This is a genomic window from Natronocella acetinitrilica (genome assembly GCF_024170285.1).
Classification (GTDB): domain Bacteria; phylum Pseudomonadota; class Gammaproteobacteria; order Nitrococcales; family Aquisalimonadaceae; genus Natronocella; species Natronocella acetinitrilica.
The window spans coordinates 327708-353965 of sequence record NZ_JALJXV010000002.1; the positions used below are offsets into that span (position 1 = coordinate 327708).

29 protein-coding genes are annotated in these 26258 nt (G+C 64.1%); 15 read left to right on the top strand and 14 right to left on the bottom strand.

Annotated elements, in window-relative coordinates:
• Window positions 1-214: 214 nt before the first annotated feature.
• Entirely contained in the window at window positions 215-973 is a 759-nt protein-coding gene (locus J2T57_RS04835; RefSeq protein ID WP_301289133.1) for a Nif3-like dinuclear metal center hexameric protein, read from the bottom strand.
• A gap of 138 nt (window positions 974-1111) precedes the next feature.
• On the opposite strand from J2T57_RS04835, the gene J2T57_RS04840 reads away from it, so the two are divergent.
• The gene (locus J2T57_RS04840; RefSeq protein ID WP_253475103.1) at window positions 1112-2293 is read left to right on the top strand and encodes a S1C family serine protease; all 1182 of its coding nucleotides are present in this window, start codon (window positions 1112-1114) and stop codon (window positions 2291-2293) included.
• Between the two features lie 16 nt (window positions 2294-2309).
• Here J2T57_RS04840 and hisC read toward each other — a convergent pair whose 3' ends face one another.
• From hisC to J2T57_RS04885, 9 genes are all read right to left on the bottom strand, one after another.
• Entirely contained in the window at window positions 2310-3401 is a 1092-nt protein-coding gene (gene hisC / locus J2T57_RS04845; protein WP_253475106.1) for a histidinol-phosphate transaminase, read from the bottom strand.
• Window positions 3394-4707, bottom strand: a complete 1314-nt coding sequence (gene hisD, locus J2T57_RS04850; RefSeq protein ID WP_253475109.1) for a histidinol dehydrogenase — start codon at window positions 4705-4707, stop codon at window positions 3394-3396. Before hisD ends, hisC begins: the two co-directional genes overlap by 8 nt.
• 13 nt (window positions 4708-4720) lie before the next feature.
• Window positions 4721-5377, bottom strand: coding sequence for an ATP phosphoribosyltransferase (gene hisG / locus J2T57_RS04855; protein WP_253475112.1), 657 nt, complete (start codon window positions 5375-5377; stop codon window positions 4721-4723).
• Window positions 5374-6636: a UDP-N-acetylglucosamine 1-carboxyvinyltransferase gene (gene murA / locus J2T57_RS04860; protein WP_253475116.1), complete on the bottom strand. Its 1263-nt coding sequence runs from the start codon at window positions 6634-6636 to the stop codon at window positions 5374-5376. The genes hisG and murA overlap by 4 nt, the downstream gene beginning before the upstream one ends.
• Window positions 6637-6678: 42 nt before the next feature.
• Window positions 6679-6924: a BolA family protein gene (locus J2T57_RS04865; RefSeq protein WP_253475119.1), complete on the bottom strand. Its 246-nt coding sequence runs from the start codon at window positions 6922-6924 to the stop codon at window positions 6679-6681.
• A gap of 65 nt (window positions 6925-6989) precedes the next feature.
• Window positions 6990-7277 carry an STAS domain-containing protein gene (locus J2T57_RS04870; RefSeq protein ID WP_253475122.1) on the bottom strand — a complete coding sequence of 96 codons (288 nt, stop codon included), beginning with the start codon at window positions 7275-7277 and terminating at the stop codon, window positions 6990-6992.
• Window positions 7278-7303: 26 nt separating this feature from the next.
• Entirely contained in the window at window positions 7304-7768 is a 465-nt protein-coding gene (gene mlaD / locus J2T57_RS04875; protein WP_253475125.1) for an outer membrane lipid asymmetry maintenance protein MlaD, read from the bottom strand.
• A 31-nt stretch (window positions 7769-7799) separates the two neighbouring features.
• Window positions 7800-8576: a lipid asymmetry maintenance ABC transporter permease subunit MlaE gene (gene mlaE / locus J2T57_RS04880; RefSeq protein WP_253475128.1), complete on the bottom strand. Its 777-nt coding sequence runs from the start codon at window positions 8574-8576 to the stop codon at window positions 7800-7802.
• On the bottom strand, window positions 8573-9388 hold the full coding sequence (locus J2T57_RS04885; RefSeq protein WP_253475131.1) for an ABC transporter ATP-binding protein: 816 nt from the start codon (window positions 9386-9388) through the stop codon (window positions 8573-8575). Before J2T57_RS04885 ends, mlaE begins: the two co-directional genes overlap by 4 nt.
• Before the next feature lie 96 nt (window positions 9389-9484).
• On the opposite strand from J2T57_RS04885, the gene J2T57_RS04890 reads away from it, so the two are divergent.
• From J2T57_RS04890 to J2T57_RS04955, 14 genes are all read left to right on the top strand, one after another.
• Window positions 9485-10432, top strand: coding sequence for a calcium/sodium antiporter (locus J2T57_RS04890; protein WP_253475134.1), 948 nt, complete (start codon window positions 9485-9487; stop codon window positions 10430-10432).
• Window positions 10433-10517: 85 nt separating this feature from the next.
• Entirely contained in the window at window positions 10518-11513 is a 996-nt protein-coding gene (locus tag J2T57_RS04895) for a KpsF/GutQ family sugar-phosphate isomerase (protein WP_253475137.1), read from the top strand.
• Entirely contained in the window at window positions 11513-12076 is a 564-nt protein-coding gene (locus J2T57_RS04900) for a KdsC family phosphatase (RefSeq protein WP_253475139.1), read from the top strand. Before J2T57_RS04895 ends, J2T57_RS04900 begins: the two co-directional genes overlap by 1 nt.
• Window positions 12069-12644, top strand: coding sequence for an LPS export ABC transporter periplasmic protein LptC (lptC, locus tag J2T57_RS04905; RefSeq protein ID WP_253475142.1), 576 nt, complete (start codon window positions 12069-12071; stop codon window positions 12642-12644). The genes J2T57_RS04900 and lptC overlap by 8 nt, the downstream gene beginning before the upstream one ends.
• A 37-nt stretch (window positions 12645-12681) precedes the next feature.
• Window positions 12682-13134 carry a lipopolysaccharide transport periplasmic protein LptA gene (gene lptA / locus J2T57_RS04910; protein ID WP_253475145.1) on the top strand — a complete coding sequence of 151 codons (453 nt, stop codon included), beginning with the start codon at window positions 12682-12684 and terminating at the stop codon, window positions 13132-13134.
• Window positions 13131-13880, top strand: coding sequence for an LPS export ABC transporter ATP-binding protein (gene lptB / locus J2T57_RS04915; protein WP_253475148.1), 750 nt, complete (start codon window positions 13131-13133; stop codon window positions 13878-13880). Before lptA ends, lptB begins: the two co-directional genes overlap by 4 nt.
• Before the next feature lie 200 nt (window positions 13881-14080).
• On the top strand, window positions 14081-15589 hold the full coding sequence (locus J2T57_RS04920; protein WP_253475151.1) for an RNA polymerase factor sigma-54: 1509 nt from the start codon (window positions 14081-14083) through the stop codon (window positions 15587-15589).
• A gap of 73 nt (window positions 15590-15662) precedes the next feature.
• Window positions 15663-16001, top strand: coding sequence for a ribosome hibernation-promoting factor, HPF/YfiA family (gene hpf, locus J2T57_RS04925; protein WP_253475154.1), 339 nt, complete (start codon window positions 15663-15665; stop codon window positions 15999-16001).
• Window positions 16002-16109: 108 nt separating this feature from the next.
• Complete coding sequence (gene ptsN / locus J2T57_RS04930; RefSeq protein ID WP_301289136.1) at window positions 16110-16586, top strand: PTS IIA-like nitrogen regulatory protein PtsN; 477 nt, start codon at window positions 16110-16112, stop codon at window positions 16584-16586.
• A 50-nt stretch (window positions 16587-16636) separates the two neighbouring features.
• Window positions 16637-17101 (top strand): HPr kinase/phosphorylase, encoded by a 465-nt coding sequence (locus J2T57_RS04935; RefSeq protein ID WP_253475157.1) that lies wholly within the window; start codon window positions 16637-16639, stop codon window positions 17099-17101.
• Window positions 17094-17960 (top strand): RNase adapter RapZ, encoded by an 867-nt coding sequence (gene rapZ, locus J2T57_RS04940; RefSeq protein ID WP_253475160.1) that lies wholly within the window; start codon window positions 17094-17096, stop codon window positions 17958-17960. Before J2T57_RS04935 ends, rapZ begins: the two co-directional genes overlap by 8 nt.
• Window positions 17957-18352, top strand: a complete 396-nt coding sequence (locus tag J2T57_RS04945; protein ID WP_253475163.1) for a PTS sugar transporter subunit IIA — start codon at window positions 17957-17959, stop codon at window positions 18350-18352. The genes rapZ and J2T57_RS04945 overlap by 4 nt, the downstream gene beginning before the upstream one ends.
• 28 nt (window positions 18353-18380) lie before the next feature.
• Window positions 18381-18650 (top strand): HPr family phosphocarrier protein, encoded by a 270-nt coding sequence (locus J2T57_RS04950; RefSeq protein WP_253475707.1) that lies wholly within the window; start codon window positions 18381-18383, stop codon window positions 18648-18650.
• Window positions 18651-18768: 118 nt separating this feature from the next.
• The gene (locus J2T57_RS04955; RefSeq protein WP_253475166.1) at window positions 18769-19107 is read left to right on the top strand and encodes a UBA domain-containing protein; all 339 of its coding nucleotides are present in this window, start codon (window positions 18769-18771) and stop codon (window positions 19105-19107) included.
• Between the two features lie 8 nt (window positions 19108-19115).
• On the opposite strand, the gene pmbA is transcribed toward J2T57_RS04955, so the two are convergent.
• The 4 genes from pmbA to J2T57_RS04975 are packed head-to-tail and all read right to left on the bottom strand — an operon-like array spanning window position 19116 to window position 26254.
• On the bottom strand, window positions 19116-20474 hold the full coding sequence (gene pmbA / locus J2T57_RS04960) for a metalloprotease PmbA (protein ID WP_253475169.1): 1359 nt from the start codon (window positions 20472-20474) through the stop codon (window positions 19116-19118).
• Window positions 20475-20476: 2 nt separating this feature from the next.
• On the bottom strand, window positions 20477-21919 hold the full coding sequence (tldD, locus tag J2T57_RS04965) for a metalloprotease TldD (protein WP_253475172.1): 1443 nt from the start codon (window positions 21917-21919) through the stop codon (window positions 20477-20479).
• Window positions 21920-21957: 38 nt separating this feature from the next.
• Window positions 21958-22800 (bottom strand): carbon-nitrogen hydrolase family protein, encoded by an 843-nt coding sequence (locus J2T57_RS04970; protein ID WP_253475175.1) that lies wholly within the window; start codon window positions 22798-22800, stop codon window positions 21958-21960.
• Complete coding sequence (locus tag J2T57_RS04975) at window positions 22784-26254, bottom strand: YhdP family protein (protein ID WP_253475178.1); 3471 nt, start codon at window positions 26252-26254, stop codon at window positions 22784-22786. The genes J2T57_RS04970 and J2T57_RS04975 overlap by 17 nt, the downstream gene beginning before the upstream one ends.
• Between the last annotated feature and the right edge of the window lie 4 nt (window positions 26255-26258).

The window sequence follows — 26258 nt, forward strand, 5'->3', positions numbered from 1 at the left end:
AGCATCCGCTGCAGACACGCTCGCCCCGCGCTCGCACGGCGCACAAGGATCGTACATCAGGATGGAGAGGTCAAGGCGCAGGCCCCTCACATGCCGCACAACGAACCCGTCAGGCAAGATTTGTCCGATCCGACCAAGCGATTCAGAACTCCGACGATCGCGTTGGGAATTGACGACAGGCTGAAACAAAAGTTCCCGCAGCTCACCAGCCCGTTCAGGCCGGGCTGTCCACATCGACGAAGCGGTGGGTCAGTCCGAACTGATCAGCCAGGTGCTCACCCAGTGCCTGCACGCCATAGCGTTCCGTAGCGTGATGGCCTGCGGCGAGATAATGAAGCCCCCGCTCCCGGGCGACGTGTACAGTGGGTTCGGAAATCTCACCGGACAGGTACAAGTCCACCCCGACGTCCGCAGCACCATCGATGAAGCCCTGGGCAGCCCCTGTGCACCAGGCAACGCGCTCGACGACGTGCTCACCACCATCAACCACCGTTGGCCGCCTGCCTAGCACATCTTCAACGCGCCCCACGAACGCTTGGAGGGACATCGGCTCCGGCAGGCGACCATGCCAGCCCAGCGGAACGGCGGTTCCGGTGTCGAAGCGGCCTTCGGGCTCAATACCAAGCAACGCACCAAGGCGTGCGTTGTTACCGAGTTTTTCGTGGGCATCCAGCGGCAGATGGTAGGCGAAGAGGTTGATGCCATGGCCAAGCAGTGTGCACAGGCGACGGGCTTTCATCCCCACCACCCTGGCATCCTCCCCGCGCCAGAAGTAGCCGTGATGGACCAGGATGGCGTCCGCATCCCAGGCCAGCGCCTGGTCCAGCAGGGCCTGGGATGCCGTGACCCCGCTCAGCAGCCGCTTGACCTCCCGCCTCCCCTCCACCTGCAGCCCGTTGGGCGCGTAATCCGAGAATGCGCCAGCGTTCAGCAAGTCATCGATCGTGCTCTGTAACTGCTGATTGGTCACCATGATCCGCTATCACCCCCTTTTAATCTCGTTGATACGACGCAATCGCGGGCCCGATACCGCGAATCGCTGGTACAATAACGCCATCAGGCCTGCACATCACCAAAGCTCCACCCACATGGTATCAGCGACTCCTCGACTATGACCGCCGCCCGATTCGTTCGCTTTCTGCTGCTTTACGGACTGGCCGGCGCGGGCCTTGCCGCACTGATCCTGTGGCTGTTTCCCGGTACGCTGGAACCGCCCCATCGCCCGGTGAACGTGGTCGAAGTACGCGAAGCACCAGCCGGTGCCTCGCAGGACGGCCGCATGGTACGCGAGGAAGGCCCGGTGTCCTACGCCGATGCCGTGGACGCGGCGGCACCTGCCGTGGTGAACATCTTCACCGCCAAACGCGTGGTGCGCAGGGACAACCCCTTCGAGGATGATCCGTTCTTCCGCCGCTTCTTCGGCGACCAGCAGCGGGAGCGGGAGCGCACCGAGACCAACCTGGGCTCCGGGGTCATCATCTCCAGCGACGGCTACATCCTCACCAACAATCATGTGGTGGAGGGCGCGGATGAAATTCAGGTAGCGCTGCAGGATGGCCGTTCGTCCCAGGCCACGGTGGTGGGCACAGATCCGGAAACCGATCTCGCCGTTCTCCATGTGCGGCTGGAGCCGCTGCCGGTGATCACCCTGGGACGGTCGGATGAACTGCGAGTTGGCGATGTGGTGCTGGCCATCGGCAACCCCTTTGGCGTCGGTCAGACGGTGACCAAGGGTATCGTCAGCGCCACCGGCCGCAGCCAGCTTGGTCTGTCGACCTTCGAGAATTTCATCCAGACGGATGCGGCCATCAATCCCGGCAACTCCGGCGGCGCATTGATCAACGCCCACGGGGACGTAGTAGGCATCAACACGGCCATCTTCAGTGGTTCCGGCGGCTCCCATGGGATCGGCTTCGCCATTCCGGCCCGGCTGGCACGAGGGGTCATGGAGAGCATCATCGAGCATGGCCGCATGATCCGCGGCTGGGCGGGCGTCGAAGTCCAGAATCTGAGCGGCAGCCTGGCGGAAGGCTTCGGCCTGGATGGTGCACGCGGCGTGATTGTTGCCGGCGTCATGCGCGACGGCCCGGCAGCCGCTGCAGGCCTGGAGCCGGGAGATGTCATCTTCCGCATCAATGGCCAGCAGGTCGGCGACGTGCAGGATCTGCTACACCTGATTACCGAAATTCACCCGGGAGAAGAGGCCCGGATCGAAGGCCTCAGCAGTGGCGAGGAACGCGACTGGAACCTCCGGGTCGTGGAACGGCCCGCAGCGCGACTCCTGAATCGCTAGAGAAGTTCGCCGCGTCTCAACCAGCCAGGACGCCTTCCAGTGCCTCCAGAAAACGCTCGTTCTCCTGGGGCGTGCCCACGGTGACGCGCAGGCAGTCCTTCAGCAGCGGATGACTGCCATCAAGGTTCTTGATCAGCACGCCCTGCTCCATCAAGCCGCGATGAATCACTCCGGCGCCTCCCCCGCTGACGCGGAAGGTGATGAAATTCGCCTCGCTGGGCCAGACCTGCAGGCCCTTAACACCGACAAGCGCCTTGTGGAGCACCTCCCGATCACGCCGAATACAGGCGGTCTGCTCATTGAATACCGCCACGTGATCAAGCGCGAAGCTCGCGCTGATCTGGGTGAGCACGTTGACGTTATAGGGCAAACGGCACTTCTCGAGTTCCACCGCCCAGTCCGGATGCGTGGCCATGTATCCAAGCCGCAGGCCCGCAAGACCCATTTTCGACACAGTGCGCATCACCATGAGATTGGGACGACGGATGAGCTGATCCATGTAGCTCGCACCGCAGAACGCGTGGTAGGCCTCGTCAAGCACCACAACACCTGGCGCCACATCCAGGATCTGGTCGATCAGTGCGGCGTCGAATCGATTGCCGGTGGGATTATTCGGGTAGGCCAGGTAGATCAGGGTTGGCTGGTGCTCGGCGATGGCGGCGAGAAAGGCGTCGCCGTCCAGGGAGAAATCCACTCCGCGCAGGGGCACTTCATGGTAGGCCATACCCGTGAAGCCGGCGATGATCCGGTACATGGCGAAACTCGGCCCCGGTGAGAGCACACTGCGCCCTTCCCCGCCGAGCGCCATGCCCAGCAACTGAATCAGCTCATCCGAGCCGTTGCCCAGTATCAGGCCAGCCTGCTCCGGCACACCAAGTTCCCGACACAGGCGCTTCTTCAGAGCACCGGCGCTGGCATCGGGATAGCGATTGGGCTGCGCCGCGCCCACCGCCTTCAGCCATTCCGTCACCAACGACGGCGGCCATGGATAGGGGTTCTCCATGGCATCAAGCTTGATCAGTCTTCCGGGGTCGGCGACATGATAGGCCCGCATTCCGCGAATGGCGGGGCGGACCAGCCGTTCGATAGTGCCGGACGGTTCAGCCACGCCCAGACGCCTCCACCCGGTATTCGGCGGAGCGGGCATGGGCGGTCAAGCCTTCGGTGCGGGCGAGCACACTGGCATGCCGCCCCAGGGCAGCGGCGCCCGCCGGAGAGCACTGGATCAGGCTGGTGCGTTTCTGGAAGTCGTAGACACCCAGCGGCGATGCGAAGCGGGCCGTTCGTGAAGTGGGCAATACGTGATCCGGTCCGGCCACATAGTCACCCAATACCTCCGCCGTGTGGCGACCGAGGAAGATCGCACCGGCATGGCGGACGCTGTCTGCCATCTTTTCAGGTTCGGCGACCGATAGCTCGAGATGCTCCGGTGCCACCGTGTTGACCACATCAACGGCTTCTGTCAGATCGCGGGTGCAGATCAACGCCCCACGACGGGCAAGGGACGTGCGAATGATATCCGAGCGCTCCATGCCCGGCAGGAGCCGCTCCATGGCCTGCTGCACCTGGTCCAGGTACATGGGGTCCGGGCACACCAGGATGGCCTGGGCGTCCTCGTCGTGCTCTGCCTGGGAGAACAGATCCATGGCGATCCACTCGGGGTCGGTGTGGCCATCGCAGACGACGAGGATTTCCGACGGCCCGGCGATCATGTCGATGCCGACGACACCGAACACCTGGCGCTTGGCTTCGGCCACATAGGCGTTGCCCGGGCCGACGATCTTGTCGACGGCGGGCACCGTCTCCGTGCCGTATGCCAGAGCGGCCACCGCCTGGGCGCCACCGATACGGAAGGCCCGGGTCACACCGCCCAGATAGGCCGCCGCCAGCACCATGGGAGCGAGCTGACCATCCGGCGCCGGTACCATCATGATGATCTCGGAGACGCCGGCGACAGCCGCCGGCACGGCGTTCATCAGCACCGAACTCGGGTAGGCCGCCTTGCCACCGGGCACGTAGATACCGACCCGGTCCAGCGGCTCCACTTTCTGTCCTAGCCGAGTGCCATCAGCCTCTTCGAAGCTGAAACTCTCCACTTTCTGCCGTTCGGCGTAGGCACGCACGCGATCGGCGGCCACCTGCAACGCTTCACGCTGATCGGCGGGCAGCGAATCGAACGCGGACTTCAGGGCAGCATGATCGATTTCCAGCTCGCGGACACTGTCCACATGCAGGCGATCGAAGCGTGCGCCGTACTCCAGCACGGCGGCATCGCCACGCTTGCGCACGTCGGCGAGGATGCCCGCCGCCACTTCCTGGACCCGATGCGCATCCGCCGCTTCCCAGTCCACAAGGCGTCGCAAGGCCTCCGGAAAATCCGGTTGCGTGGTACTCAGACGGGTGATTTCCAGCATGGGTGACTCCTGCCTAGTGTTCGGGCCGCGCCGTGCCCGCTTCCGACACGGCCTCGCCCAGTCGATCGACCAGCGCCTTGATGCGTTGGTGTTTCATTTTCATTGATGCCCGGTTCACGATCAGCCGGGAACTGATATCGGCGATGTGCTCCAGTGGCTCAAGCCCGTTGGCGCGCAGGGTGTTGCCGGTATCCACCAGGTCGACGATCAGATCCGCCAGCCCCGCCAACGGTGCCAGTTCCATCGATCCGTAGAGCTTGATGGTCTCCACCTGACGACCCTGACCGGCAAAATATCGCCGCGCGATATTCACGAACTTGGTGGCCACACGCAAGGTGCCGTTACCCGCGTTGGCTCCCGGCCGCCCGGCAACCATGAGCCGGCAACGGGCGATACCCAGATCAAGCAACTCGTAGAGATGCCGCCCGCCATGTTCCATCAATACGTCCTTGCCGGCCACGCCCAGGTCGGCAGCGCCATACTGCACGTAGGTGGGCACATCGGTCGCCCGCAGGATCACCAGCTTCACGTCGGGCTGATTGGTATCGAGCACCAGCTTGCGGCTGCGCTCCGGATCCTCCGTGGGTTCAATGCCCGCAGCAGCAAGCAGCGGCAAGGTATCCTCAAGTATGCGCCCCTTGGACAAGGCAATTGTCAAACCGTTGCTCATGCGGGCATCCGTCTGATGTGCGCGCCGAGTTGGGCAAGCTTTTCCTCGATGCATTCGTATCCGCGGTCGATGTGGTAGATGCGGTCTACCGTGGTTTCACCCTCGGCGACCAGGCCAGCCAGCACCAGACTTGCGGAGGCGCGCAGATCGGTGGCCATGACGGGGGCCCCCTCCAGCACCGGTACACCGGTACAAATCGCGGTGTTGCCCTCAACCTTGATATTGGCGCCCATGCGCTGCATCTCAAGCACATGCATGAAGCGGTTCTCGAACACGGTCTCGGTCACCGTGCCCGTGCCCTCGGCCACCGCGTTCAGCGCGCAGAACTGCGCCTGCATGTCGGTGGGAAATGCCGGGTAAGGTGCGGTGCGCAGGCTCACCGCCTTGGGTCGGCGGCCGTCGGGCATGGAGAGGCTGATCCAGTCCTCCCCGGCATCGATCTCGGCACCGGTGTCCCGCAACTTCTGTAACACTGCGTCGAGGATATCCACCCGCGTATCACGCAGGCGAATGCTGCCGCCGGTCATCGCCGCCGCCACCAGGTAGGTACCCGCCTCGATCCTGTCGGGCAGCACCTCGTAATGGCAGCCATGCAGGCGATCCACACCCCGAACGGTAATCACATCGGTTCCGGCACCACTGATATCCGCGCCCATGGCATTGAGGCAATCCGCCAGGTCCACCACTTCCGGCTCGCGGGCCGCGTTCTCGATCAGCGTAGTGCCGTCGGCGAGGGTCGCCGCCATCATTAGGTTCTCGGTGCCGGTGACGGTGACCAGATCCATGACGATGCGCGCGCCCTTCAGCCGCTTGGCCCGTGCCTTGATATAGCCGCCCTCCACCTGGATGTCCGCGCCCATGGCCGCAAGGCCATCGATATGCAGGTTCACCGGGCGCGAACCGATGGCGCAACCGCCAGGCAGTGACACATCCGCCTCACCGTACCTGGCCAGCAATGGCCCGAGCACCAGGATCGAGGCACGCATGGTGCGCACCAGTTCATAAGGTGCTGCAAAGGTGGTGATTGAACGCGGGTCCACCTCGATGGCCATGCGCTCGTCCACCGTCAGCCGCACACCCATCCGACCCAGCAACTCCATGGTCGTGGTGATGTCATGCAGATGCGGCACGTTGCCGATGGTCATGGGGGAGTCGGCCAGCAGCGTTGCCGCAAGGATCGGCAGCGCCGCATTCTTGGCACCCGACACACGGATCGAGCCATTCAGCGGTCGACCGCCATAGATAATGAGTTTTTCCATGGATTCAGCCTGGTTAGGCGTCAATCCCCAGGCGCCGGGCTCTCAGCTCTGGCCGGCCCGCGATTGCTCCGGGGTGAGCGTTTTCATGGAGAGCGCGTGCAGCTCTCCGGAATCGAAGTGCTGCTTGAGCACGTCCTTGACGAGGCGGTGCTGCTGGAGAATCAGCTTGCCCTCGAACACGGGCGAGACAATGATCGCCTGAAAATGGTGTCCGTCTCCGTCGACCTCGGCATGGCAGTCCGGGAGGCCGGCCTCGATCAGTTGCTTGATTCTTTCGCTGTCCATCATGCTTGCCACCCAACAGATACACGTACCGACGGGCCGAATTGCCCGCGGCGACGACGGACTCTGCCTCAAGTGCGGGATTCAGGCAACAGGTCGTCTACCCCCGACACGCGGGCCAAGCTCCGCAGTTGGGCGGGTATGTTAGCAAACTCGAGGCTGGTCTGGCTCGTGCGGGCCTCCCGCAGCAGGGACACCAGCAGCGCCACACCCGCGGAATCGGCACGATCGACACCCTGGAGGTCGAGGACTGTCTGGCCCGGCTTGAGCAGCCTATTCCGCTCGGCCCATAGCGCAGGCACGGTATCGAGCACCAGGGCCCCGGTGACCAACCAGTGACCGTCGGCTTGCGCCTGCAAGCGAGCGGTGTCAGTGGGGCGGGACACTAGTCATCACCCATGCTGGTCAAGAAGCGACCGATCAACCGTTCAAGCACCAGTGCGCCCTGGGTCTGGAAGATTTCGTCACCGTCGGCCAGATACCAGTCCACGCCGCCACCGGGGTTGATGGCTACATACTGCTCGCCGAGCAGCCCGGAGGTGTAGATACGGGCGTCACTGTCCTCGGGAATCTGATCAAAGCGCCGCTCGATGGTCACCGTGACCACGGCCTCGTAGCTGCTGGGATCAAGACGAATGTCGCTGACGCGGCCGATCCGCACACCAGCCATGGTCACCGGCGCCCGCACCCGCAAGCCGCCAATGTTGTCGAAGCGCATCTGGACGTTGTAGCCCTCGACGCTCTGGAACACCGGGATATTGCTGACCTGCATGGCCAGGCCGAACAACGCCGCAAAGCCACCGGCGACGAACACCCCGACCCAGATCTCCATGATCCGCTGCTTGCCCATACTCGTATCCCCGCTCCGCAACAGCGCCCGATCAGCCGAACATGACCGCGGTCAGCACAAAATCCAGCCCCAGCACTGCCAGGGACGTATGTACAACGGTACGCGTGGTCGCCCGACTCACACCCTCCGACGTGGGCTGCGCATCATAGCCCTCGTAGACGGCAATCCAGCTCGCCACGAACCCGAATACCAGACTCTTGATAACGCCGTTCATGACGTCATCACGAAAATCCACCGCCGCCTGCATCTGCGACCAGAATGCTCCATCGTCCACGCCCAGTGCGACGGTGCTGACGATATGCGCGCCCATGATGCCCAGAAAGCTGAATATCGCTGCCAGCAAGGGCATGGCAATGAAACCGGCCAACAACCGTGGCGCAATGATGCGGCGCATGGGGTCCACCGCCATCATCTCCATGCTGGAGAGCTGTTCGGTGGTTTTCATCAGGCCGATTTCGGCGGTCAGGGCGGACCCGGCGCGCCCGGCGAACAGCAGCGCCGTGACGACCGGACCGAGTTCGCGCAATAGGGACAGGGCCACCAGCACGCCCAGCGACTGCTCGGCGCCGAAGGCCACCAGTGTGTTGTAGCCTTGCAAGGCCAGCACCATGCCGACAAAGGTGCCGGACACGATAATGATAAGCAGCGACAGCACACCAATGGCATAGAGCTGCTGAATGACCAGCCGCGGCCGCAGCAGCAGGCCCGGTATACCAAGCAACGCGTAACCGAGAAACACGGTCCCCCTGCCCAGACGCCCCAGGCTTGAGAGAGTCCAGCTGCCGAGAAACCCGAACAGCCTGATCATCGCCGCGGCCCCAGCAAATCGTCACCCAGCCCCGGTGCGGGATAATGAAAGGGTACTGGCCCATCCGGCAGGGCGTTGAAGAACTGTCTCACCCAGGCGGACTCGGATTGGGCCAGTTCTTCCGGTGAGCCGGACTCCACCACCCGACCCTCGGACAGCACGAAGATGCGATCGGCGATCTGCGAGGTCTCTGCCACGTCGTGGGACACGATGATGCTGGACAGCTTCAGGGTGTCGTTGATCAGGCGAATCAGACTCACCAGGGTGCCCATCGTGATGGGGTCCTGTCCGGCGAAGGGTTCGTCGTACATGATCATCGTGGGGTCCAGCACCACGGCGCGCGCCAGGGCCACGCGCCGCGCCATGCCACCGGACAGCTCCCCGGGCATCAGATCCCGCGCGCCACGCAGGCCGACGGCCTCGAGCTTCATCAGCACAAGATCGCGCAGCACCGGTTCCGGCAACCGGGTGTGCTCGCGCAGGGGAAAGGCAACGTTCTCGAAGACGGTGAGGTGCGTGAACAGGGCGCCGCTCTGAAACAGCATACCCATCCGTCGCCGCATGGCGTAGAGTTCGCGCAGCGACATGGTGTGGACATTCTGGCCTTCCACGTGGATGGTGCCCTGATCCGGCTTGAGCTGGCCGCCGATCAGGCGCAACAGCGTCGTCTTGCCGGTACCGCTGGGGCCCATGATGGCGCTGACCTCGCCCCGACGGATCTGCAGGTCCACGCCATCGAAGATAACCCGATCGCCCCGCCGAAAGTGCAGATCGCGAACATCTATCAGAATGTCGTCGGCGGGGCTGGCCAAGGCTTAACCTTCTGGGCGCATAGCGGTTTGGTCGCCGAGTATCCTTTGAAGCCTGATCGGTAGTCAAATACACAGGAAGAGCAGCCCGACACGCCCATGACCATCGCCTTCAATCTCGCCCTGATCCTGTGCGCCTTCCTGGCGCTGGCCTGGAGCGCGGATCGCTTCGTCGCCGCAGCGGGGGGGCTGGCCTTGCGCCTGGGCATGCCGATGGTCCTGGTGGGGTTGGTGATCGTCGGGTTCGGTACTTCGGCGCCGGAAATGCTGGTATCCGCCCTGGCCGCCTACGCGGACAACACGGGGCTTGCCATCGGCAACGCGCTGGGCTCGAACATCGCCAACATCGCGCTCATTCTCGGTATTGCCGCGCTGGTCACGCCGGTGCTTGCCACCCTGCGAAGCGTCAGAACCGAGCTGCTCACCCTGCTGGTTGTGACGCTGGCCATTGTTCCACTCCTTCTGAACGGCCAACTGGGCCGACTGGACGGCGTCCTGCTCCTGACCACCCTGGTCGGCATCCTGATCTGGTTCACGATGCGGGCTCGGCGCGGCGAACTCAACGTGACCGACGCGGTACCGAACCCGGGCCCGGTAGGCCGCACCATACTCTGGCTGGTGATCAGCCTGTGCATACTTCTCGTCAGCGCCCAGATACTGGTGGTCGCCGCCGCGAACCTGGCGCGCATGGCCGGTGTGAGCGACCTGGTAATCGGACTCAGCATCGTCGCCCTGGGGACCAGCCTGCCGGAACTGGCCACCAGTATCGCCGCCGTCCGCCAGCGACAGTTTGCGCTGGTCATCGGCAACATCCTTGGCTCCAACCTGTTCAACCTGCTCGCCGTCCTCGGCCTCGCCGTGGCCATCCGGCCAACGGAACTCGGGTTGATCCAGCTGCTGCGCGACTACGGTGTCATGACGGCGCTCACGGTGATCCTGTGGCTGCTGTTGCTGACCAGACAGGGTATCGGGCGGCTGAGTGGCCTGTGCCTGGTAATGGCCTACCTGCTCTACCAGGCAATCCTGTTTGCCCTGCCCCACACCTGACTTGCACCGCCCCCGGCCGCAGCCGACAATGCCCGGCAGCAGCCACAACGTCCCTAATCCGGCACGACAGGGAGGACCGGTCGCCATGGCGAGCGCCGGCGAGACAGACTACGACGCAGACCAGCTCCGCGAGCTTGGCGGCCGCGTCCTGGAGCTAGAGGCCGGGTCCATCCTTGCCCTGCGGGAGCGGCTTGACGCCGGATTCGTTGCGGCCTGTCGATACATGCTCGGTTGCCGGGGCCGGATTGTCGTGCTGGGCATGGGCAAATCAGGCCACATCGGCGGCAAGATTGCCGCGACCCTGGCCAGCACCGGGTCGCCCGCCTTCTTTGTCCATCCCGGCGAGGCCAGTCACGGGGATCTCGGCATGATCACGGCTCAGGACGTGGTGCTGGCCCTGTCCAACTCCGGCGAAACCGGGGAAATCATCACCATACTCCCGCTGATCAAGCGACTGGGGGTCCCTCTGATCAGCCTCACCGGTAATCCGGCATCGACTCTGGCCCAGGCGGCCAGTGTCAACATCGACGTCTCCGTTGCCCAGGAGGCCTGCCCCCTGAATCTGGCCCCCACCTCGAGCACGACGGCGGCACTGGCCATGGGCGACGCGCTCGCCGTGGCGATGCTCGAGGCCCGGGGCTTCACCGCCGAGGACTTTGCCCGCTCCCACCCCGGAGGTCGACTGGGACGCCGGCTACTGCTGCTGATCGACGATATCATGCATACCGGCGACGCCCTGCCCCGGATCGGTGCCGACGCACCGCTTCGGGACGCGTTGCTGGAAATGAGCCGCACGGGCCTGGGGATGACCACGGTGCTGGATGACGACCACCGGCTGGTGGGCATATTCACCGATGGCGACCTGCGCCGCAGCCTGGATCGCGGCGTCGATGTCCATGACACGCGGGTCCGCGAGGTCATGACCCGCGGCGGACGTACCATCCAGCGCGGCGCACTGGCAGCGGAAGCGCTGCATCTCATGGAGGAACACAAGATCAACGCCCTGGTGGTCCTGGATCAGGACGGCCGCGTGATCGGCGCGCTCAACATGCACGACCTGCTTCGCGCCGGGGTGGTGTGATGGATACTTCGCTGCCGGTGATGTTCCGCCGGCCCTCCGACGACGTGCTCGCCCGGGCGGCCCGGGTTCGCCTGCTGGCACTGGACGTGGACGGCGTGCTGACGGACGGCACGATCTGGTACGGCGACAGCGGAGAGAGCCTCAAACCCTTCAACATTCTCGATGGCCTTGGCCTTCGTCTGCTGCTCGGCGCCGGCATTGCCGTGGCCCTGATCACGGCTCGCGACTCGAACCCCCTCCGCCGCCGGGCGGCGGACCTGGGGATTCCCCACGTCCACACCGCGGTGAACGACAAGCTTGCCACCTGGAAGGGGCTGCTCGCCGATTTGCAGCTTGACCCGACGCACGCGGCATTCATGGGGGATGACCTCATCGACCTGCCAGTGCTGCGCCAGGCTGGGCTTGCGCTCACCGTGCCGAACGCGCACCCGGCCCTGCAGGTTCATGCCCACTGGTGCGCAGAGCGTGAGGGCGGTGGGGGCGCGGTGCGGGAAGCCTGCGAACTGATCCTCGCCGCCCAGGGCAGCCTGCAGGCGATTCTGGAGCGCTACGGCCATGCATAGGCGCTGGGTGTTCCGCATCGTGGCCGGGCTGGTCATCGCCGCTGCAGGCTGGTGGATACTCGACGAGGACACGGTGGACCCGGTGGTCGCACCGGACAGTCTCGAGCGGGAGCGCACGCCGGATTACTTCGTCGAGAACTTCACCCTGGATGCCACCGATGAACAGGGCGTCCGAACCTATCGGCTGCAGGGCGACACCATGACGCACTTCATGGACGATGACCTCTGGCGGGTACAACAGCCCTGGATGATCTACTACACCGAATCCGGCTCGCCGTGGCATCTGCGCTCGGAGCGCGGCCGGGCGTGGAACAGCGTCACCGAAGCCATGCTGGAAGGCGACGTCACCATTCGCCGCGAGGCCAGCGACGAGAACCTTGAAGCCAACATCGACACCTCTGAAGTCTACCTTCGCCCGCAGGCCCGCTACGCTGAAACCGACCAGTACGCCGTTTACTACCGGGACGGCTTGCGCATCAGCGGGATCGGCGTGCGGGGCTACCTGGACAGACAACAGATCGAGATGCTCTCGGAGGTCAGAGGCGTATATGAACCTGCCGTCGACTAATCGGCTCCTGGGCCGACTTGCACTTTCAGTCCTTGCCTTGGTACTGACGAGCGCCGCTGCGGCCGAACCGATCTACCTGGATGCGGACGAAGCAGAAATAGACAATGTCTCCGGGGTCAGCGTCTATACCGGCAACGTGGTCATGACCCAGGGGTTGCGCGAGATCACCGGCGACCGCATGACGGTGCACACCACCCGCGAGGGTCGCGAGCTCTCCCGGGTCATCGTCGAGGGCCGCCCCGCCGTCTATACCCAGCAGCCCGACGACGGCACGGCGCTGGTGAGGGCCGATGCGCCGCGCATGGAGTACTTTGCCACCGGACCGGAACGGATCATCCTCATGGACGGCGGCCGCATCACCCGCGGGCGCAACGAGTTCACCGGTGAGGTCATCGAATACAATCTGGAAACCGAGGTCGTCAATGCCCGGGGCGATGACGATACCGGCCGACGCATCCGCATCACACTGTTCCCCGAGGATGAAGAATGAGCGCTGTGCCCGCTGAAGCCGATAGCACGCTTCGCGTGGTGGACATCAAGAAGAGTTACCGCAAGCGCGTCGTGGTGCGTAGCGCATCCCTGTTGGTGAATACGGGTGAGGTGGTGGGCCTGCTCGGGCCCAATGGCGCTGGCAAGACAACCTGCTTCTACATGGTGGTGGGCCTCGTGCCCACCGACGGCGGTCGCATCGAACTGGATGGCAAGGACATCACCCGACTGCCCATGCATGTACGGGCCCGGCGTGGTGTCGGCTACCTGCCCCAGGAAGCCTCGGTGTTCCGCAAACTGAGCGTTGCCGACAATCTGATGGCCATTCTCGAGACCCGGCCCGAACTCAACCGGCAACAGCGCCGAGACCGGGTGGGTGAGTTGCTCGACGAGTTCAACGTCAGTCACCTGCGCGACCAGATGGGCATCAGCCTGTCCGGGGGCGAGCGGCGCCGTGTGGAAATTGCCCGCGCGCTGGCGGCAAACCCGCGTTTCATTCTGCTGGATGAACCCTTCGCCGGGGTCGACCCCATTTCCGTCCTGGATATTCAGGAGATCATCCGCCACCTGGCCGCCCGGGGAATCGGCGTCCTGATCACGGACCACAATGTGCGCGAGACCCTCGGCATCTGCCAGCGTGCCTACATTCTGAGCGGTGGGGAAGTCATTGCCGAAGGCGGCGCGGAAGACATTCTGGCCAACCAGCGGGTGCGGGAAGTCTACCTCGGTGAAGGTTTCCGCATGTGATCATGGCCACGGCGAACCCGTTGACACGCAAGACTCGGGCCATGCGCTGTTCTCAGCGCCTGTCTTTTCCGTTACGATGATCCGGACGCTTCGCCACGACGTTGAATGCATGCGGAATCCGGCACCACAAAAAGGCTACATGATCAATGGCAGCGCCGCTCCGGCGCCCATTTACCATGTAATCCGGTAACCCCCTGCCCATGAAACAGTCGCTACAACTTCGACTCGGCCAGACCCTCACAATGACCCCACAGCTGCAGCAGGCGATCCGCCTGTTACAGCTATCGACACTTGAGCTGCGCACCGAGATCCAGCAGGCCCTGGATTCCAACCTCATGCTGGAACCGGCGAGTGAACACGACGACGAAATCGACGAGGAAGCCATCGCCGACAACCGCGATGGGGACGATGCCGAAGCCCGACAGCAGGCGGAGCGGGATGAAGCCCGCCGCGAGGTTGCCGAACGGGAAGTCGACGAGTCCAACAACACCGCACCCGACGATATCCCCGACGACCTGCCCCTGGATTCCGACTGGAACGACGTCTATGACGGAGCCACCAGCTACAGCGCCGGCGACAGCGATGAGCAGATGGACTCCTGGGAGAGCCGCTCCAGCAGCAGTCGCAGTCTGCAGGACCACCTCCAGGAGCAACTCGAACTGAGTCCGCTGAACGAGCGCGATCGCGCCATCGGCGAGGCCATCATCGACTCGGTGCGGGACGACGGCTACCTCAGCAGCAGCCTGGACGACATCCTCGCAGCGCTACCCCCGGAGTGGGAAGTCGAACTTGATGAGGTCGAGGCCGTGCGCCATCTCATCCAGCGCTTCGATCCCCTGGGGGTTGCCTCGGTGAACCCGCGGGAAGCGCTATTACTGCAATTACAGGTCCTGCCGCCGGACACGCCCTGGCTGGAGCCGGCCATCCGTCTCGTTGACCAGCACCTGGAATTGCTCGGCAGCCGGCAGATCGCCCAGCTGACCCGGCGCATGAAGCTCGATCAGGAAGAGCTGCAGCACGTCCTTGCGCTGATCCGCACCCTGGATCCACGGCCCGGCTCGCAGATCAGTGACCGGCAGGCCGAATATGTGACTCCGGACGTCTACGTGCGCAAGGTTCAAGGTGCCTGGCGAGTCGAGTTGAACCCGGAGGCAACGCCACGGGTGCGCGTCAACAGTTATTATGCGAGTCTGGTGCGGCGGGCGGACAGCAGTAACGAGAATACGACCCTACGGCAGCATCTGCAGGAGGCACGGTGGCTCATCAAGAGTCTGCGCAGTCGCAACGACACGCTGCTGAAAGTCGCCACATGTATTGTCAATCATCAGCAGGACTTCTTCGAGTTTGGCGAGGAGGCGATGAAGCCGCTGGTGCTGCGGGAAGTTGCCGAAGAGGTGGAGATGCACGAGTCCACCATCTCCCGCATCACGACCCAGAAATACATGTATACCCCCAGGGGCACATTCGAGTTCAAGTACTTCTTTTCCAGCCATGTCCATACCGTGGACGGTCAGGAGTGCTCCGCAACATCGATCCGCGCACGCATCAAACGACTGATCGCCGACGAGGACGAGAGCAAACCCCTCAGCGACAGCCGACTGGCGGACATACTGAAGGATGAAGGCATCAATGTCGCCCGACGCACGGTGGCGAAGTACCGGGAGTCCATGGCCATCGCTTCATCCAACGAACGAAAGCGCATTGCCTGAGCGCGGTGTCGTCGGCCCGGTAAACGGCCGCCCCCACCCAGGGCCCTGAATAAGAGATACTAAGGAGAGCGCCATGCAAGTCGATATTACGGGCCATCACGTTGATCTGACCGATTCTCTCCGCGACTACGTTCAGCAGAAGTTCATCCGTCTTGAGCGACACTTTGACAACATGGTGGACGCCCACGTGATTCTGACGGTGGAAAAACTTGACCAGAAGGCCGAGGCGACACTGCAGCTTGGCGGCGCGAAACTGTTCGCGGACGCGGTGTCCGGAGACATGTACGCTGCCATCGACGCACTGATCGACAAACTGGACAGGCAGGTGAAGAAGCACAAGGAGAAACTCACCGACCATCATCGAGTCGAAGGCCTTCAGGCGAAAGCGGCCGGTGGTGATCTCGAGGAGTGACCAGGCTGGCCGGCGATGCCCTGGGCGGCATCTCCGGTCGACATACACTGAACGGGCAGGCCGTTTGCCCAGGGGCGGGGCCGGATCGGCGATCCGGCGTGCAAACCAATGATCAAGATTGCCGACCTGTTGACCCAGGACCGCATCGGCTGCGATGTGGCCGTATCCAGCAAGAAACGCGGGCTGGAAGTGCTCAGCGAACTCGTGGCGGGCGAAGCAGCCGGTCTGAACGCGGGCGCTATCTTCAACAAGCTGATAAGTCGCGAAAAACTCGGGAGCACCGGGCTTGGCAAAGGCGTTGCCTTGCCTCACGCCCGCGTGGAAGGCAGCGATACCGCCACTGCCGCTTTCATCAAGCTTCCCGAAGGCATCGATTTCGATGCCTTCGACCGACAGCCGGTGGATCTGCTGTTTGCCCTGGTCGTGCCGGAGCACTTTACCGACGAGCACTTGCAGATCCTCGCGCGGCTGGCGGAGATGTTCAGCGACCCTGAATTCTGCAACCGGCTGCGCGAAGCGGATTCGGCGTCTGCCCTGCATGATCTGCTGACGGCCTGGAACGGCGACCAGGCCGCCGACGGTTGATGCCCGGAATTTTATTCGACCAGGACCGGACCGAGCTGTCGGACAGCGCCATGACAACGGCAACCGTCATCCCCGGGACCTTAGTCCGGATCTTCAACAAAGGCGTGCTGCTGACTGGTGACAGCGGCATTGGCAAAAGCGATCTGGCCCTGGCGCTGATGGATCGCGGCCATACGCTTGTCGCAGACGATGCGGTAGAACTCTCGGTGACGGCGGACCGTCTGACCGGATATGCCCCCGCAGCCTTGCACGGATTACTCGAAGTGCGCGGGCTTGGCCCACTGCGGCAGACACGCTGCGCCGACCAATGTGAGATCGCCGTCGTGGTTAACCTCGTGCAGCCAACCAGGGAACAATGGGCCAGCTGGCCACGTCTGCATGGCAAATGGGATGCAGTCACGCTGGGGGGCATCTGCCTGCGGCGACTGCACTTGCCGGTTGCCTCCGGTCGGCCCTTGCCGTTGCTGCTGGAGGCCGTAGCCCGGACTCACGATGGGGAGATGAGACATGGCTGATGCCCGGCGCCTGATCATCGTCAGCGGCCTGTCCGGCTCTGGAAAGACCGTCGCGCTGCACACCCTGGAAGATGCCGGCTATTACTGCATCGACAACCTGCCCATCTCCCTGCTCTCCGGTCTGGGCGCGCACCTCGGCCTGCTCGGCACCGATGGTGGCCAGGATTTCGCTGTCGGCATTGATGCGCGCAACCGGCCAGGGGATCTACAACAGTTTCCAAGCTTTCTCGATCATCTCCGCGCTCACGGGGTCAAGACGGAGATCGTCTTTCTAACCGCCGATGACGCCACACTCATCAAGCGCTTCAGCGAAACCCGCAGACGCCACCCGCTAAGCGCCGACGATCGGCCGCTGGCCGAGGCCATCGCGGTTGAAAGGCATCTGCTCTCGCCCATTCAGGAGCGGGCCGATCTGCTGGTGGATACGACAACCACCACGCTGCATCAGCTGCGGGATATCATCAACGAGCGTCTGGGCGGTCATCACGCCCGGCTGTCCATCCTGTTCCAGTCCTTCGGCTTCAAGCACGGCGTGCCCGCGGACGCCGACTTCGTGTTCGATGTCCGCTGTTTGCCCAACCCTCATTGGGAGCCGGCACTGCGTCCGCTGACCGGGCGCGATCAACCAGTGGCCGAATACCTTGAGGCACAGCCCCAGGTCGAGCAGATGTACGTGCATATCCGGGACTTTCTAGCTCATTGGATTCCGGCCTTCGAGCGGGACAACCGCAGCTATCTCACCATTGCCATCGGCTGCACTGGTGGGCAGCATCGCTCTGTCTACCTGTCGGAACGCCTTGCCGCGCACTTCGCCCGCCAATTCGGACAGGTCTCCATGCGTCACCGGGAACTCTCATGAGCGTGGGCATTCTGCTGGTCACCCACAATGCCATCGGCCAGCAGTTGCTGGAGACGGCCAAGTCGACCCTGGGCTTCTGCCCGGTCCAGACAGGCAGCCTGGCCGTGACCCAGGATGTCGACCCCGACGGCGTGGAGCGCAATGCGGTGCAGATGCTGGAAACCCTGGACACCGGCGACGGCGTCCTGGTCCTGACCGACGCCTATGGCTCCACGCCGAGCAACGTGGCCTGCCGGCTCGCGCGTCGGGAACGCATCTGCGTGATCGCAGGGGTGAACCTGCCCATGCTGCTCCGGGTATTCAATTATCCGCGACTCTCCCTGCACGAACTCGCCGAGAAGGCACTGACCGGCGGACAGGATGGCGTTGTCATGGTGCAGACCAATGAATGAGCAAGCTGCCGGCGACAGCGCAGGTAAGCTGCAGCGTCGCGAGATCACCATCATCAACAAGCTCGGCCTGCATGCCCGGGCGGCAGCCCGTTTCGTGGCCATTGCCTCGGGTTTTGACAGTCAGGTTCGGGTGATTCGGGGGAATCGCACCGTCAACGGCAAGAGCATCATGGGTGTGATGATGCTGGCCGCTGCCCGGGGCACCACACTGTTGGTCGAGGCGGAAGGTGATGATGCCTCGGCAGCGCTGGACGCCATCGAGGCGCTGGTGAAGAACCGGTTTGAGGAGCAGGAATAAGGCTTGCGCTCTGACCCGGCGCGGGTTACCCATGAGCTAGTGTCCCGACACAGAAGTTCGCTGCATTTCTGTTTCGGGCACTAGGGATACGTTGCTATTGACGGAGGCCATTGACCCAATGAAGGTAAAGCAACTCATCGAGGCCTGGGAAGAGTCTGCCAGCGAACTGCGGACGGCCAACGAGTATCGGGTGCGCCTGTCCATCCATGACGCCGCGAAGCTCTCAGCCTTGCAGGAGATGTTTCCGGGGCGTTCGGAAAGCGACCTCATTACCGATCTGCTCTCTGCTGCGCTGGACGATCTGGAGGCCGCCTTCCCGTATGTGCAGGGGCAACGCATCGTGGCGGAAGACGAGCACGGTGATCCAATCTACGAGGATGTGGGCAGCACGCCGCGCTTCCAGGAGATCACCCGAAAGCACCTGCAGCGGCTGCAACGCCAGCTGCAGGAACCCTGATACACCTGTCAGGACCCGGCCACGGTCATGCCATCGATGAGGATGGAGCCGGTGTGAATGTTGCCCCGGGTATCCACGTCGTTGCCGACAGCCTGGATACCCAGCAGCATGTCCCGCAGGTTGCCGGCCACGGTGACTTCCTGCACGGGCCTGGTGATCTCGCCACCCTCGACCCAATACCCCGCGGCACCCCGTGAGTAGTCGCCGGTGACCATGTTGATCCCCTGCCCCATGAGTTCGGTGATGAGCATGCCCTCGCCCATGGTGTTCAGTAGCCCGTCCAGGTCGCTGTCACCCGGCGGCAGATGCAGGTTATGCACACCGCCGGCGTTGCCGGTTGTGGTCATACCAAGTTTGCGGGCCGAGTAGCTGTCCAGCACATAGCCCTGGAGCACGCCGTCGCTGACCAGATCCCGCTCCCGGGTGGCAACCCCTTCGTTGTCGAACGGCGCACTGCCGAGGGCGCGCGGCAGGTGCGGGTGCTCGGTCAGTGACAGGCCCTTGGGGAGTACCGGGGTGCCAATGCTGTCCAGCAGAAAACTGGCCTTGCGGTAGAGGCTGCCACCGCGCACCGCTGACACCAGATGCCCGAGCAGCCCCCTCGCCATGGTGGCGTGGTAGACCACCGGTACCCGGCGGGTCGGCACCTGGCCGGCTCCAAGCCGCTTCAGCGCATGGTCCGCGGCCTTGCGCCCCACTGCCTCTGGCGCGTCAAGTCGCTGGGCATCGCGGTCCACCGTGTACCAGTAATCGCGCTGCATGCCGCCGCCGTCCTCGGCGATGACCACACAGTTCATGCCATGGCGTGACCCATGGTAGCCACCCATGAAACCATGGCTGTTGCCATAGACCCGAACGCTGACGTTGCTGGACACCCCGGCAGAATCCGACTTGGTTATCCTTGAATCGACTGACAGCGCCGCGGCCTCGCAGCTCAGGGCCAATTCCACCGCGTCATCGGGGCTGAGCGCCCAGGGGTGGTAGAGATCGAGATCGGGCACATCCCGGGCCAGCAGTTCCGGGTCGGCAAGACCCTGGGCCGGATCCTCCGACGTATGCCGTGCAATTGCACAGGCTGCTTCAACCGTTGCCCGGATGGACGCCGGGGAGAAATCCGCCGAACTGGCAGTGCCCTGACGCTGACCGAAATACACAGCCACTGCCAGCGAGCGGTCCCGTTGGTGTTCCAGGGTATCCACCGCACCGTTACGGACCTGCACCGACAGGCCCGAACCCACGCTGGCCGAGGCTTCCGCCGCAGTGGCACCCTGCCGTCGCGCTTCGTCCAGTACCTGCTGGACAAGTTGCTCCAGCTGCGCCTTGTCCGGCAGGGATGTCCGCCCTTGCGGCTCTGCAATTGCTGTCATGATTAACCCTCAGTGCCGCCGACCGTCAGCCCATCCACCTTGAGCGTGGGCTGACCCACACCCACCGGTACGCTCTGCCCGTCCTTGCCGCAGACGCCAATACCCGTATCAAGCCGCATGTCGTTGCCGACCATGCTCACCCTGGTCAACACCTCGGGTCCGTTGCCGATCAGCGTGGCGCCCTTCACGGGGCGGGTGACGCGTCCGTTCTCGATCAGGTAGGCCTCACTGGCGGAGAACACGAACTTGCCCGAGGTGATATCCACCTGCCCGCCGCCGAAATTCACGGCGTACAGGCCGCGCTCCACGCTGCGGATGATCTCTTCCGGATCGTGGGGCCCATTGAGCATGTAAGTGTTGGTCATGCGGGGCATGGGCAGGTGAGCGTAAGATTCGCGGCGCCCGTTCCCCGTCGGCGCCATCTTCATGAGCCGGGCGTTCATGCTGTCCTGCATGTAACCCACCAGCCGACCGTTCTCGATCAAGGTGGTGCACTGGGTGGGCTCGCCCTCGTCATCGATATTGAGCGAGCCGCGACGTCCCGCCAGGGTGCCGTCATCCACCACCGTGCAGAGTTCCGAGGCAACCTTGTCGCCCATGCGCCCGGCGAAGGCCGAGGTTCCCTTGCGGTTGAAGTCGCCTTCCAGGCCGTGACCGATTGCCTCATGCAGCAGCACTCCGGGCCAGCCCGGGCCCAGCACCACCGGCATGGTCCCCGCCGGGGCAGCAACGGCTTCCAGGTTGACCAGCGCCTGTCGTACCGCCTCCCGGGCGTAACCCAGTGCCCGGTCATCCTCGAGGAAATAATGGTAGTCGACGCGCCCGCCACCGCCGGCAGAGCCGTTCTCCCGCCGGCCGTTCTGCTCGGCCAGGACGGTCACATTCAGGCGCACCAGGGGGCGTACATCGGCGGCCAGCCGTCCTTCGTGATCGGCTACCAGCACCACGTCGTGGACCCCGGCCAGGCTGACGATCACCTGTTCGACCCGTGGGTCCTGACGCCGTGCCTCGGCGTCCACGGTGCGCAGCAGCGCCACCTTGTCTTCCGCGCTCATGCTGTCCAGCGGGTCGTGGGCGTCGTAGAGGCGCAGCCCGTTGCGGGCGCTCCAGGCCTTGAGACCGCGGCCGCCATCGCCCCGGGCAATGGCCCGCGCCGCCGATGAAGCCTCCAGAAGGGCCGGCAGCACGATTTCGTCGGAATAGGCGAATCCGGTTTTCTCACCGCTCATGGCACGCACACCAACCCCCTGGTCGATGCTGTGGCTGCCCTGCTTGATGATGCCGTCCTCCAGCACCCAGCTCTCGTGACGGCTGCACTGGAAGTAGAGGTCGGCGGCGTCCACCGACGGCGTCATCAGCCGGGAGAACGCCTGATCCAGGTCAGACTCCCCCAGGCCCGTTGGAGCGAAGAGTGTCTGTCGTGCGATGTCTAGGCTCTGCTGCATGCGTGCACCTTGCTGGAACTGATCAGGATTGTCGTGTGTCAGGCTTCGACAACACGAAAGCGTCTGTGATCCAGCGCCGGGAAATGCTGTCGCAGTTCCCGCTGGCGCTGAATATCGATGTCGCCGAAGACCACACCCGAGCCGCGGGACAGACTATCGAGAATCCGGCCCCAGGAGTCGACGATCATGGTCTCGCCGTGGGTCTCCCGGCCGTTGACATGGTAGCCGCCCTGGTTCGGGGCGATCACGGTACACAGGTTCTCGATGGCCCGGGCCCGGACCAGGGTACGCCAGTGGGCTTCGCCGGTCTTCGCGGTAAAGGCTGAGGGCACAACCAGCAAATCCGCGCCGTGCTCAATCAATAATCGGTACATTTCCGGGAAACGCAGATCATAGCAGACCGAGAGCCCGATTCGGCCGAACGGGCTGTCAACGGTCACCACGGTGTTCCCCGGCTCCAGGGTGTTCGACTCCCGATAGGCGGTATCGCCTTCCACGTCCACATCGAACAGGTGGATCTTGTCATAGCGGGCCACCCGCCGGCCCTCGGCATCAAATACCAGGCAGCTCTGCCGCGCCCGCGCCGGATCGGCCCCCGCCATCGGGATGGTGCCTGCAATGATCCAGATGCCGAGCCGAGCCGCTTCCGCGGCGAAGAATCCCTGCAGCGGTCCACCCTCGTCGGTCTCGCGAACGGCAAGCTTGTCGGTCTCGGCCATGCCCATGAGCATGGCGTTCTCCGGCAGAACAGCGAGTTCGGCACCACCGTTGGCGGCAATCTGCAGGAGTCTGCGGATCTCCTGCTGGTTGCCTTCGATTCGCGGCCCGGACGCCATCTGAATGGCCGCAACCCGGCGTGTTCCCTCAACGACCTGCTGCATCGTCAACTCCTTCCTGCAGGGACGAACGCTGCCTGACGGGGTCGCCCCCGCTGGCCTCGATCCGGGAAATCCTGCGGATGTCCGGGGCCTGCCATGGGCCCGTCAGGCGGTAGTGAAAACGGGTTGCCCGATCCAGTTGATCGCTGAACACCGTCTGCGCGAGAAACAGTGCCGCCGCTCCCGGTGGCCCCGCCACCAGGCCGCCAAGCAGCGGCAGTGCCGACGAACTCCTCGGCACCACCGTCACGGTCTGATCATACTCCCTTGCCACCAGGTCGATGGGACCTTCCGCCTCGATTCGCGCGGCCGGACCATCCAGCCAGAGCTGGCGGGGTATCGCAATGCCACTGTCAAACTCGAATTCGCCGCGAATCCGGTCGAAACTGAATCCTTCGCTGACCAGATCAGAGAAATTCAGGGCCAGCCGCTGCGGTAACCGGGCGACACTGATCAGGCCCAGCATTCGCCCGGCACCGGGATCCACCTGGACCAGTTGCCCGTCCCGCAAGTTGACGACCATATCGCCTCGCAACGTTTCCAATGCCACATCCTGAGGCGCTCCGGGCCACCGAAGATCGACACGGGCCCGCGCGGTTCCGCCCCTGATGGCGTCAGCGTATCCCAGTCGGGTCAGTGCGGCGTTGACGTTATCGCTCGCACCGCGGGCCCGAAGCTGTGTCTCGCCAGCGGCGCCATCATCCTGCCAGACGCCGTCGCCGTGGAGTTCCAGATCCGGCGAGGAGATGGCGATGGAGTCGAACCGATAGCCGGGGCTGTCCCGGGTTCCCGACAGACGCGAGGCTCCCAGCTCAAGGCCGAATACCGACAGCCGGGTAATTTCCACGTCCAGAGCTGGCCAGTCCCGTGGCGTCGCGGCATCGTTCCCATTGCCGCCTACCCCGCCAGGGTCGTCAGCGGCAACTGATTCCGAACCATCGGGTTCAGCCAGGACCAGATGACGCAAACGCGCCTGCAGCTCTGGCCGTGGACCGCCAGACCATTGCAGGGTACCGGCGACGCCGGATCCCTCCAGGTTGAAGCGCCAGTCTCCGTCATCCCGTCGGCCGAAAACGGAAACTTCCGGCAAGCCAAGCGTGCCGACGTCGAGCCGACCGATCTCCAGGTCCAGCCCTCTCAGGGGCACCCCCTCCCCATCCTGTTCCACCGCACTGCCATCACCTGCGCCCACCTGCAGCCGTCGCAGCCAGCCCGCCAGATCCACCACGTCGGCCTGTCCACTGACTGCCATGCCCTCCAGGGCAGGCAGGGACGCGGTACGCGCCAGGCCGATACCCACACGCTCCGGCATGCCATCCACTGACCAGCCGATGATTCCTGTGACCCGCTCACCGGCGGCGAAACGCAAGTTGCCTGGACGCTCGCCGATGCCCATGTTCAGGCTGAATGGCAGGCGCTCGTCAGCGACCTTGTGTGCCGGGCGTGGCAGTGTGCTGACGACTCCGATCAGGTCGGATTCGAGCCGCAGGCTCACCGGGGGCGTGGCGGCCTCCCCGGTGAAGCCGGGGAAAGTCATATGCAATCCGAAGTCACCCCGCCCCTCCAGGAAGTCGAGCCCGGGAAGTTGCGCCGCCACCGCGTCCATGCCGAGACCGTCGATATCCGCAGACAGGTCGATACGGCTTGTGCCGGGTTCCGTCACGGTATCCAGGGACAGCGACACCGCAGCACCGTCAAGGCTTGCAACCAGACCGTCGGCCTGCAGCCCCAGATTACTGAAATTCACATCACCGGTGAGGTTCGTGAGGTTGATATCCCGCTCCGGGTAACGCATGACGCCATCCAGCAGATGCACCGTGCCATCCACCGTCACCGGCTCGCCACGAAACGGGATGGCAAGCCCCAGGGTCAGGCCGTGTTCACCGTCGAGGCGGAATCGGTCGATAATCCCGGCCACCGCCTCCGGCATCACCGGCATATCACGCAAAAACGCCCACAGGTCATCGCCGGCGCCGTTCAAGGTGCCGTCGATCAACAACGGCGAACGACCCAGGCTGTCTATCCGTGCCTCAGCGCCCTGGACACGTGCGCCACCGATCACGCCATCGTGGGCAATGATGCGCATGGCGCGGTTCTCGAACCGCAATGTGCCGTCGAGATCCGTCAACGGCTCCCACTCCGGCCAGAAGGCAAGCCGCACACCCCGGGTTTCGGCAATCACCGAAAACCGACCCTGTCCGGCGTCGAAGGGAAAAGAGTTGACGTAGCCATGATAGAGCACCTTGGCCCGCTCGGCGGTACCGCTGGTGATTGCGGCATCAAGCCAATCTACCAGCCGAGCGGGCATGATTGCCGCAGGCAGATAACGCCCCGTTCGGGTCGCGTTCCCGTCTCGACCTTCTGCCGTGGCGCGGATATCCAGAAATACCGGTTGCCCCGCCTGACGGGCAATGCGGACAGCTCCCTCGGTGACGCCATCCTCGTTGTTGACGAGGACTTCATCCACGTCGAGTTGCCAGTCGGCCCCATCACCTCGCCAGCGCACTTCCGCAGCCAGGTCATCATAGGGAATCACGTCGCGAAACAAGCGTGGCAGGTGCACGCTGCCGTCCCGGCCGCGAACCGTGACGTCCACGGCCCGGCGCGCGTCATCACGACTTGGGCCGAGGCCAGGAAACCCACCCTGGAGATTGCCCCAGAACTCGAGATCTCCCGCCACGCCGACCATGGGTGATTCGCCCGGCGGGGCAAGCGCCCGCTCCAGCAGCTCCGGCTGAAGGCCTCGCCCGCGGGCGTAGAAACGCACAATGTCCTGCTCAAGCGGCAAACCATCTCCGCCCCACTCCATGACGAACGCCAACTCCTCACCAAACTCCGGAGGCAGAGGCATGGAGCCGGCAAGCTGTCTGCCACCGTCGGGGCGCGCAACCAGTCGCAGGTCTACATTCTGCAGGCGGTAGATCTCGCCGCGGGTGGGGTCCTCGTAGACAATCCGGCCGTCGTTAACGCGGATGCGGGTCTGCTGGATGAGAAAATCGCCCAGAAACTGGTCGATGACCGCCATGAAGCCGGGCCCCGGCTCCACGCCGGCCATGGCGTACTGGCCAGCCAGATCGCGCTGCATGATGATATCGGGCTGCTCGAGCACCAACTCCCTTATTGCCGGGCGTTGCTCCCGCAGCGAGGCACGGACGTCGAGGGCAAGCTCCAGGCGCTCGATCTGGAAACTGTTGCGGCTGTCCTCGCCCGACACTGTGACCTGATCCAGCACCAGGTAAGGGTTCAGCCCCTCCAGGCGCAGCCCCAGGCTGCCCGTATGCACAGGAAGGCCGATGGCGTCGCTGACAGCCGTATCAAGCTGGGCACGAAACTCTGGCGCAGCCCAGACGGCCAGTCGGAGCGCGGTGATTGCCAGTGCCACCATCACCAGCAGCACAACGCCGGTCAACCAGAGCAACCGGCCAGCCTGCAGGGCAAGACGCAGCGGGGCGGCCATCAGC